This is a genomic window from Arenibacter echinorum (assembly GCF_003259375.1).
Lineage (GTDB): Bacteria > Bacteroidota > Bacteroidia > Flavobacteriales > Flavobacteriaceae > Arenibacter > Arenibacter echinorum.
On the sequence record NZ_QLLN01000003.1, the window covers coordinates 166,303 to 175,914 of the forward strand.

Annotated in this window: 5 protein-coding genes; 2 read left to right on the top strand and 3 right to left on the bottom strand. The window is 34.5% G+C overall.

Annotated elements, in window-relative coordinates:
• Positions 1 to 331: 331 nt before the first annotated feature.
• From LV92_RS07940 to LV92_RS07950, 3 genes are all read right to left on the bottom strand, one after another.
• Positions 332 to 3,721 carry a thiamine pyrophosphate-dependent enzyme gene (locus tag LV92_RS07940; protein ID WP_111623125.1) on the bottom strand — a complete coding sequence of 1,130 codons (3,390 nt, stop codon included), beginning with the start codon at positions 3,719 to 3,721 and terminating at the stop codon, positions 332 to 334.
• A gap of 84 nt (positions 3,722 to 3,805) precedes the next feature.
• Positions 3,806 to 4,363: an OsmC family protein gene (locus LV92_RS07945; RefSeq protein ID WP_111623126.1), complete on the bottom strand. Its 558-nt coding sequence runs from the start codon at positions 4,361 to 4,363 to the stop codon at positions 3,806 to 3,808.
• 324 nt (positions 4,364 to 4,687) lie between these two features.
• Positions 4,688 to 5,557, bottom strand: a complete 870-nt coding sequence (locus LV92_RS07950) for a helix-turn-helix domain-containing protein (protein ID WP_072860919.1) — start codon at positions 5,555 to 5,557, stop codon at positions 4,688 to 4,690.
• A gap of 998 nt (positions 5,558 to 6,555) precedes the next feature.
• On the opposite strand from LV92_RS07950, the gene LV92_RS21880 reads away from it, so the two are divergent.
• Both LV92_RS21880 and LV92_RS07960 read left to right on the top strand, forming a co-directional pair.
• Entirely contained in the window at positions 6,556 to 8,478 is a 1,923-nt protein-coding gene (locus tag LV92_RS21880; protein ID WP_111623127.1) for an FISUMP domain-containing protein, read from the top strand.
• Positions 8,479 to 9,061: 583 nt separating this feature from the next.
• Positions 9,062 to 9,612: InlB B-repeat-containing protein (locus LV92_RS07960; protein WP_211322949.1), on the top strand; the 551-nt coding region annotated here is incomplete at its 3' end.

Consider the following 9,612-nt stretch of genomic DNA (forward strand, 5'->3'; position numbering starts at 1 on the left):
ATGCCATTGATAAGCTTGATGTTTTTGCGCGCTCATGCTAAACAATATGAACTATTTCGTTTTCAATAGCCATATTATCATGTACTAAAACAGTACTTTTTATAAAGAAATGCTTAATCAATTTACACATGAATTCTTTAATTTCATTAAGCCCTTTATAAATCTTTCAAGTGTAATCACTAATGATTTATGGGTATAATTATACAGGATAGCTTCTATATCATTTTCAAACAAAGTGTCTAAATATTCTACTACAATTCCTTCTGAGAGTAGAATAACGATTGCTTTTCTAAAGTTTAATCACCTATTTCTATGGTTTTAGGTTTTATTTTCATGAATATGACAAGGATTTATATTTTTGAAAACGCTTGTCTATATTGATCTGTAGTTTATTTATTAATTGGTTATTTGTTGATTTGAGCAATCTATCAAATCGTTTTTCCATTTTTAAATAATCTTCAATTTTTAGTGTTGGTTGATTTGAATCGAGCTGAAATGACTTCAATTTTCTTGGGTCATTTCTATATAGCAACCATTGGCCAGATGCAACTGCTGCTTTATGATACTGACTTGGATTTCTCATGTCAATACCATGAGAATTACTATGGCAATAGGCTATAATTACTGATGGACCATCAAAACTTTCGGCTTCTTTAAAAGCCTTTAATGTTTGTTCTTGGTTTGCGCCCATTGCAACTGAAGCCACATAAACATCCTCATAAGTCATTGCCATTAATCCTAAATCTTTTTTTTGTTTTGCGTTGCCTAAATGGGCAAATTTAGCCGATGCTCCAAATGGTGTTGCCTTAGACATTTGCCCACCTGTATTGGAATACACTTCGTTGTCCAAAATTAGAATATTTACGTTTTTACCAGATGCAATAACATGGTCCAAACCTCCAAAACCAATATCGTATGCCCAACCATCACCACCAACACACCAAACACTTTTCTTAACTAAAGCATCTGAACAACGATTAAGTACATCGGCATCACTAGTTTTAATTTTATTTAGAATTTCTTTTAGTTGAGTCACTCTATTTTGCTGTTTAATAATTTCAATTTCTGAATGTTGTTTTGCTGTGATAATATCATGTACTAAATCAAAATCAAGGAATTGCATCATTTTTTTAAGCAAAGTTCTTGCTTCGTATTCTTGTTGGTCTAATGATAATCTAAACCCTAAACCAAATTCCGCATTATCCTCAAATAATGAATTTGACCATACAGGACCTTTTCCTGCTTTGTTTTTTGCCCAAGGTGTTGTTGGTAATGCTGCACCAAAAATTGAACTTGAACCTGTGGCATTAGCAATTAACAGTCTGTCTCCAAATAATTGTGATAATAATTTAAAATATGGGGCTTCACCACAACCATCATCTCCATTTGAATATTCAAATAATGGTTCTTGTAGTTGTTGCTGACTAACTTTAGAAGTATTAATAATAGTCCTATCCAATTTTGGAAGGGTATCAAAATATCTCCAATATTCATTATTTAAATCCGACTTATCTGCCATAAATAATGCCTTTTCCGAACAGGCATCAATACAATTATTACATGCATTGCATTGGTTAGAATTAACTTGAATAGTAAAATTCATTAAGTCAAAATCGTTTGAAATTACAGATTTGAAACCTTGCGGAACTTCTTCTAAAATTTCATCTTCAAATACTTTCATTCTTATGGCACTTTGTGGACATGCCAAACTACAAGCACCACATTGGGTACAACTATTTGGATTCCATTTAGGTATCGTCGTCGTGTTTGTATTTGGGTTATAAACTGAAGTATTCGTTGGATATGTGCCATCAACTGGCAATTCGCTTACAGAAACATTATTTCCATTATTTGCTAATAATTTACCTAAAAGTGTCGTTGCAAAATCTTTATCATCTTCAATTGAAATCGTATCAAAATTCGTTTGAATTGAAGTATCAACTTTTATGAATTGCTTTTTTATTTCTGCTAAAGTAGAATTCTCAATAAGTTCATTTATTAAAGCAAGAAAACAAGCTTGAAGAGAAGAAATTGAATGATTTTCAATGTTATAACTTTCTTTTAAATTATTACTATCCACAATAATAAGCGTTATCTCTTTATTGATAATTTGTTCCTGAATTTCTACAGGAAGTGTCTGCCAAAATGCATTGGTCCGAAGTGAAGTTGGAACCAAAAGTGTTCCGTTTTGCCTTATGTTTTTTAACACATTGTCATTTACAATGAAGTACACATTTTGGCAAACAATAAAATCGGCATTATTAATTAAATAAGGTGCTTTAATGGGTTTTGAATCTAGTCGTAAATGCATCACATTTCTGGATTCTGATTTTTTATAATCACCTTCTGAATACGATTGAACGTACTGGTCTGTTGTGTTTCCAATCAGTTCTGACACACAATTGAACTTGTTTTTATTATTTAATGATTGATGTTGATAGAATAATGCTTGGTAAGTTTCTATATTGATTTTGAATTCTTCGGTGTACGATAAACTTAAGTTAGTAAGGTCATCGAAAATACCAATTGTGAAATTGTTTTTTGGTTGAAGGGATTTTAAATTATTAAATACGGATTTCACCATATTTGGTGTAAACTCTTTTGATGACAAACCATAACGACCTCCAACAATTTTAGGAAATATTGAGATTTCTTTATTTTGAAAGGCTTCGAAAATAGATTGAACTACATCCAAATATAAAGGTTCTCCTGTTGCACCAGGTTCTTTTGTTCGGTCTAAAACAGCAATCGATTTTACGGTTTCTGGTAAGGCTTTAATAATGTGTTTTTTACTGAAAGGTCTAAACAACCGTACTTTTATCAATCCGTACTTTTCACCATTAGCATTTAAATAATTAATAGTTTCTTCAACGGTTTCAGTTGATGAAGCCATTGAAATAATAATATATTCAGCATTTTTTGCTCCGACATAATCGAATATTTTATAATGCCTTCCAGTTAATTCCGCGAAAGCATCCATTTTATTTTGAACAATATCTGGACACGAATTATAGTATGGATTCACTGCTTCTCTACTTTGAAAAAACACCTCTGCGCCTTGCGCTGTTCCCCTAATTACGGGATTGTTTGGATTTAAGGCTCTATTTCTATGATTTTGAATACATTCGAAATCCATCATTTCATTGATGATTGAATCTGAAATTTCTTCAATTTTAGAAGTTTCATGTGATGTTCTAAAACCATCGAAAAAGTGTAGAAATGGAATTCTAGATTGTAAGGTTGCCGCTTGGGATATTAAAGCAAAATCCTGTGCTTCTTGTACTGAAGCTGATCCTAACATGGCGTAACCGGAACTTCTAACAGCCATAATATCACTATGGTCTCCAAAAACTGATAAGGCGTGGGTTGAAATACTTCTTGTTGCAACATGAATGACATTTGGCGTTAATTCGCCAGCAATCTTATACATGTTAGGCAGCATTAATAATAAACCTTGTGATGCTGTAAACGTTGTCGATAAAGAGCCCGTTTGTAAAGCACCATGCATTGCACCAGCAACACCTGCTTCACTTTGCATTTCGAAGACTGAAGGTATGGTATTAAATATATTTTCTTGTTTTGTTGCACTCCATTGTTCTACTAATTCTGACATTTTGGAAGATGGCGTAATAGGATAAATAGCGCAAACCTCGTTGGTTTTATAAGCTATTCGTGCTACTGCTGTGTTACCACAAACGGTTATGTGTTTTTTAGTTTTCATTGTAATGAAGTGAAAGTTCTTTTGCTTTTTGATTGAAATAAAAAAGACTACTCTAACTTTATAGAGTAGTCTTTTTTAAAGAAATTACTCCTTTACAATTTCGATTGTAACTGGTGTTGGATTAGTAATCATGTCGAATACAGGCGAAAATTTTGCCAAATTTTCCAATTGTTCAACAGTAGCATCCGATTTTACTTTTAGTTTAAAGTGAATGCCGTTAAATCCCTTACGAACTTCAGGATCCAATCCTAAAAAACCATGTAAGTCTGCTGTGCCTTTAATGTTAGATTCTGCGCCATCAATATCAATTCCATTTGCTGCAGCATGATAAACCATGGCTCCGGTTAAACAAGAACTTAAAGCATGAAGTACTACTTCTGGTGGTGTAGCACCTTCGTCGGCTCCTAATAATACTTGTGGATGACTACATGCCATTGTGAAAGTTTCTTGACGTGTTGAGTCTTCTTGACCTGCACCATAGAATCCTTTAACACTAGACACACAATGTCCTCCTTCAATCCAATTGTTTTTGGCTCTGAATTCGAATTTAGCCAATTCTGGTTGATCTTGAATGTGACCAATTGTTTCTACTAATTGATCTACGTTTACTCCGTTTTTAATGTTTACTGTTGTTGCTTCCATTTTTTTAATATTTTAATTATTAATATTTGTTTGATACAAATGTATTGCGATTGCGAAGTGTAGGATTTACTCTAAAGTTCAAATTATTTGGTAAAAAGTTCAAAGCAAAAAAAAGCCATCTTTTTATGGATGGTCATGGCCTAGAGATGCTTTTATGTAAGATTTCATTTGATTTCGATAGTTCTTTATGGTCTTTTTTATCTGTTTCAGATTCAATAGGACAAATGTATTCCGTATTTAAAGTCTTCGATTTACTTTAAAATTCGATTTGTTTGGTAAAAAGTTCAAGTTTAAAAAGAAAAGAAAATATCAGAAAAATAAAATCTAAAGATTATAATGCTCCTTTCTGAACTGATTAGGGGGCAATTTGTATTTATTCTTAAAAGCACTATTAAAGTGTGAAGTATTCTTAAAACCACTTTCCCAACAGACATCATTGATATTTAAATCTTGGTTTTGAAGCAACATTTTGGCATACTCAAGACGTTTATTATTTAGCCACTTACCTGGTGTTTCTTTAAAATGATTTTGAAAATCTCTTTTAAAAGTGGACAAGCTTCTCCCGCATAAACGTGCATACTCTTCCAGCGTTAGATCACTTTGAAAATTTTTAATCATCACATCATTGAGATTAGTTTTTTCAACTTGTTGAATAGAATTAAAGAGTGCCACTAACTCTCTGTTTAATGGATCTATTGTTATATTAAATAAAAGCTCTTTAAATTTCATTTCTACCAGACCTTTTGGTATTTCTTTCCCAGCTTTTAAATAATTGAAAACTGTTAAAAAAAGCGAGCTTAAAGGGTCATTAACATTGATTTTATAAATTTGATTTTCTAGAAAGTCTGCTGAAGTTTTAGGCAGAGCTTCATGATGTTCTTTACAAAACCGTCTTATAAAATCGTCTGTAATAAAAAAAAGTAGGCTACAATAATTCTCTTCAAAATATTGCTTGGTTTTAAAAACACCTTTTCTAACAAAAACAGCATCCCCTTCTTTTAAACAATAGGTTTTATTTAAAGTTGTCCAATCTTTTCTGCCACTAACTATATAAGCTAAAAATGGAATTTCTGTCCATAATTTAAAATTTTCCATTTCAATGGGGCAATTAAATTCAATAAACATGTAATCATCACTTATAATTTTATTGCAATGCTGGTTTGAAATGAAAAATTTCTTTAGGTCAAGTGCCATATTCCAAAATTAATAAAAACATTAAATTATACCATTGCGCTTGTGCACAAAGGTTGAGCTAAGCGTAGTGCGGAGGTACGCCGTCTGTTATAACAGCGGGCGAGTTGGCGCGTTGGCCAGTTTCCGCCTGCCAAGCTTTTTGCCTGCCTTCGCCCGAATGTGGTCAGGCAGGCGTTCGGGGGGTATTTTTATCATTTCATTTTAAAAGCCAAATTTTGAATATTTTGCTATCGCGTAATTTTCAATTTGGCGGACTTTTTAAATATACAAAAACCATTGGATTTAGCCAGAATCCGGTACTAATTTTAAGCTCTGTTGTGCACTGTTTTTCTTCAGAGTACATCTATATAATACGTGTCCACCTTCATAAAAACCAATTCCAGATTTCGGACAATACATGATTGTCTCAACCAAAAATCCTGCAACATCAGATAGTTTCTCAGAAAGGTTGCACTCACATTCCTCTTCCAAATAGGGGAGTGGATAATCCCTGCTTGGTTTTTAAAAACCATCTATTTTCAAGGCTTCTCAGATGCTAGTTTATAAAAATGTGTTCCAAAACGTGTTCACTTTTGTGTTCAAGAGCAAGCTTTCAATCAAATTTGGACATAAAAAAACGGATCAGCTATTGCCAATCCGTTGATTTCTATAAACTTAAGTTTTGTAGCGAGAACGAGAGTTGAACTCGTGACCTCCGGGTTATGAATTTGAAAAAAAATCTAATCAACCCCCTAATATGTACTTAATTTTTTAAAATCCTTTACTGTAGTAACAATTATTTTTAAACGAAAAATATTGTATATAATAATAATTCAAATCAATCTAAATAATTGATAAATTTTCAAGAATTACCGTTTATACCACATTGTTGGAATTACACCGATGTTAATTGTCTACTGATTGTTTTTTAGGTATATTTCTACTAATATGATTCATTGCCCCAATAGAATATTTTTTTATTGAATTGTAGTTTAATAACCTATCTAACCAAACGTGCAATGAAAAGAATATTATCTACCTTAATTATCTTAATCCCACTTTTCCTGTTTGTAATTGGTTCATGCTCCAAAAAAGATGAAATTACCGTTTATGACTTTGCAGGAGATGTATTTCCTGTAGATGGAGGAACTATTAGCCCTAAGCAAGGGACATTCGAATCAGGAGAAACGGTGACCATAACAGCAATTCCTTCAAATGGATTCTATTTTAAAAATTGGAGTGGTGATATTTCAGGAACAAGTTCTAGTTATTCACTTACAATAACATCGGATACAGAGGTTATCGCTGTTTTTGAAAAAAACGATACGGATGGTGATGGTGTTCCCGACGATATAGATAAGTGTCCTGAAACGTCTGCCGGGGAAACTGTAAATGTTGATGGTTGTTCGGAAAGTCAAGAAGATTCTGATGGAGATTCTGTTACTGATGAGCTGGATCAGTGTCCAGACACCCCAACGGGAGAAGCTGTTGATGATGAAGGTTGTTCTGAAAGTCAAAAGGATACGGACGGGGATGGTGTTACCGATAATTTAGATGAATGCTCGGATACAGATCAAGGGCTGACAGTTGATGATAAAGGTTGTGCAGAAAATCAGAGCGATATGGATGGTGATGGTGTTCCGAACAATTTAGATCTGTGCCCTGGAACGTCGGCCGGGGAAACTGTAAATCAGGATGGTTGTTCTGAAAGTCAACAAGATTCTGATGGAGATTCTGTTACTGATGAGCTGGATCAATGTCCAGACACCCCAACGGGAGAAACGGTTGATGATGATGGTTGTTCTGATAGTCAAAAGGACACCGATGGAGATGGAGTAACGGATGATCTAGACCAATGTCAAAATACCCCTTCCGGAGAACAAGTGAGCTCGGATGGTTGCTCTTCTACCCAAACTGACTCAGACGGTGACACTGTTAATGATGAGTTAGATCAGTGTCCAAATACACCAACAGGAGAAACAGTGGATGCTCAAGGATGCTCAGGTAGTCAAAAGGACTCCGATAGTGATGGAGTTACAGATGATATTGATTTATGTCCTGGAACACAATCAGGTGAAACCGTAGATTCCAATGGCTGTTCTGCCACCCAGACCGACTCAGCTCCTTCAGCAGTAATCTTTAACCAGGCACCAGCGCATAACGCAACAGATGTGAATACACCTATTTCAATTAGTTGGTTGGCATCCACCGATGCCGAAGGAGATGCCATTACTTATGATGTGTATTTAGGAACGAATTCAGCAAACTTGGATTTAGTCAGTCCTAATCAAACCACGCTATCCTTCACTTCAACCGAACTTGAATTGGGAACCACCTACTATTTTCGTGTAGATGCAAAATCAACTACTTTCGTGACTTCAAGTGAAGTGAGAAGTTTTGAGTCTTCATTCACTGGATCATTCACTGACAACAGGGATAGTCATGTTTATGGAACAATTAAAATTGGATCCCAAGTTTGGATGACGGAGAATTTAGTCTTCAATACTACAGGATCATACAGTTACGACGATAATACATCCAACGATGTAGACTATGGCCGTCTGTATGAATGGGCCTTTGTACAAGCTGCAATTCCTACAGGATGGCACTTGCCAACGGATGATGAATGGAAAACTTTGGAAACTGAATTAGGAATGCCCGCAAGTGATCTCAATATTACAGGCGAATCAACAGTGAGAGGGACAGACCAAGGCACAAAAATGAAATTTGGCGGATCGTCAGGATTGAATTTCCCAATGGCCGGATACAGAGATGACGGCACTTACAGCTCAATAAACAACAGAACGTATTTGTGGGTAAACACGGATGCAGGGGGTGGAAATATTTTCAGAAGAAAAATTGAGGCTGCAAGTCCATCATGCTTCAGGTTTACAAATCCAGCGGGAACATTTGCTATCAGCGTACGTTTGGTAAAGAACTAATAACAGAAAATTATACTGGATAATTTTATAAAATATAATCCAAAAAGGCTTTGCTGTAGTACAAAATAAGATTCCTTGTTAATTTTATGCATCCAATTGCTGTGTGGATAGAGATTATTAGCACTTTTTCCGATAACACCCTAATACAAAGTTGTTTTTAAGGATATAGAAAGCACAAAAAAACGGATCAACAATTGCCAATCCGTTGATTTCTATAAACTTAAATTTTGTAGTGAGAACGAGAGTTGAATTCGTGACCTCCGGGTTATAAATTTGAATAAATCCTGGTTAACTCCCTAATATGCACTTAATTTTTTAAAATCGTTTACGAAACGGTTTACTGTATTAACAATTATTTTTAATCAAAATACATTGTAACTAATAATAATAATAATAATCCAAATCAATCTAAATAATTGATAAATTTTCAAGAATTACCGTTTAACCACATTGTGGGAATTACATCGAAGTTAATAGTCGTCTTACCAATTTTTCTCTAAATTCGAACTTTTATAATTCGCTGCGCCAATAGAATATTTTTTTATTGAATTGTAGTTCAATAACCTATCTAACCAAATTTAGAATGAAAAGAATACTATCTTCCCTAATTATCATGATCCCACTTGTCCTGTTTGTAATAGGTTCATGCTCCAAAAAAGATGAAATTACTGTTTATGAATTTACCGGTGATGTATTTCCTGTAGCTGGCGGAACTATCAGCCCTAAGCAAGGTACATTTGATTCAGGAGAAAAGGTGACCATAACAGCAACACCTTCTAGTGGATTCTATTTTAAAAATTGGAGTGGCGATATTTCAGGAACAAATACTCCCTATTCACTTACAATAACATCGGATACGGAGGTTATCGCTGTTTTTGAAAAAAACGATACGGATGGTGATGGTGTTCCGGACGATATAGATAAGTGTCCTGAAACGTCTGCCGGGGAAACTGTAAATGTTGATGGCTGTTCGGAAAGTCAAGAAGATTCTGATGGAGATGGAGTAACAGATGATGTAGACCAATGTGCAGATACGCCAGAGGGTGAAACGGTCGATAATGAAGGTTGTTCTAATAGTCAAAAGGACACGGATGGAGATGGAGTAACAGATGATCTAGACCAATGTGCAGATAC

Bases quoted from the DNA above. Each gene is read 5' to 3' on its own strand.
- LV92_RS07950 (WP_072860919.1), bottom strand. From the start codon at position 5,557: ATGGCACTTGACCTAAAGAAATTTTTCATTTCAAACCAGCATTGCAAT.
- LV92_RS21880 (WP_111623127.1), top strand. From the start codon at position 6,556: ATGAAAAGAATATTATCTACCTTAATTATCTTAATCCCACTTTTCCTG.
- LV92_RS07945 (WP_111623126.1), bottom strand. From the start codon at position 4,363: ATGGAAGCAACAACAGTAAACATTAAAAACGGAGTAAACGTAGATCAA.
- LV92_RS07940 (WP_111623125.1), bottom strand. From the start codon at position 3,721: ATGAAAACTAAAAAACACATAACCGTTTGTGGTAACACAGCAGTAGCA.